The sequence below is a fragment of the Desulfosporosinus sp. Tol-M2 genome (genome assembly GCF_059735615.1).
In genome coordinates, this window is record NZ_JCAIJG010000010.1 from 1 (window position 1) to 1,001 (window position 1,001).

The following is a 1,001-nucleotide window of genomic DNA, read 5'->3' on the forward strand; positions in this document are numbered from 1 at the left end:
TTCGGTTTTAGGTATTGTTAGCTTAAAAGGCCGGTAATTTTAGTGACGATGCTGTTCCAGATAGTGGTGATGGAATCTTGATACAGCGTCATGAATATTGCACCCACCACTACCACGATCAGGACAACAATGAGCCAGCCGGTCATTTGGTCTCCGGACTTGCTTGCAAGAATTTTTCTTGTTTTTAGTCCCATCCTCTGCATTTTGTTTTTTAAAGTAGTCATCATAACAAATACCTCCATATCATTTTTTTGATTTTGGTTCAAAGGAAAAAGGGGAGAACGATTCTCCCCCCCTGTTGCCGTAGCCTTTTCGGCTGCAAGTATTGTTAGCTCAAAAGGCTGGTGATTTTGGTAACGATGCTGTTCCAGATGCTGGTGATGGAACCCTGGTACAGTGTCATGAATACAGCGCCCACTACGACGACAACCAGCACGACAATGAGCCAGCCGGTCATCTGGTCGCCAGACTTGCTTTTAAGAAGTCCTCTGGCGCTTGAAAGAGTGTTGGCGATTCTTTTCTTCATGGAATTTTCCCTCCTTTCTCCGGTGATTTGGATTGCGGTTGTTTTGTTTTTCATGGGTCATACCTCCAAAATGTATTTTGAAAAAGGGTTGCCCCATTTTCACATTAAAAAAGGCCCCCCATTGACCTGATTAGGTGGGAGCCGATAACGTAGAGCAAGGTGGCCAGGGTTACGGCCACCAATGGGATGGACGCTATTTTGATTTTGCCGGGCAGCTTATTCAGCCTTTTCTTTAAGGCTTCCTTGGCTTTGACGTCCATATCTCGGGCAAGATAGGCCAGCGCCTCGCCCTGATGCTCGCCTCGATAAAGCCCGATAAGGGCATTGACCAAAAAGGACACGTCCGTAAGGCCGATGCGTTCATTGAAATTCCGAAGGGCGGTTTCAATATTCTTGGCCTTCATCTCCATGACCAAAACCGAAACATCGTAGCGGAACATGTCACTTGCAACCATTAGGTAATCCTCGAATATCT

3 protein-coding genes are annotated in these 1,001 nt (G+C 46.2%); all 3 read right to left on the bottom strand.

From position 1 onward, the window contains the following. Window positions 1-17: 17 nt before the first annotated feature. The gene (locus AC6I5A_RS00260; RefSeq protein WP_034610323.1) at window positions 18-227 is read right to left on the bottom strand and encodes a hypothetical protein; all 210 of its coding nucleotides are present in this window, start codon (window positions 225-227) and stop codon (window positions 18-20) included. 101 nt (window positions 228-328) lie between these two features. After that, window positions 329-580, bottom strand: a complete 252-nt coding sequence (locus AC6I5A_RS00265; RefSeq protein WP_345967933.1) for a hypothetical protein — start codon at window positions 578-580, stop codon at window positions 329-331. Window positions 581-630: 50 nt separating this feature from the next. After that, a partial coding sequence (locus tag AC6I5A_RS00270; protein ID WP_034610329.1) for a type II secretion system F family protein occupies window positions 631-1,001 on the bottom strand: 371 nt, incomplete at its 5' end.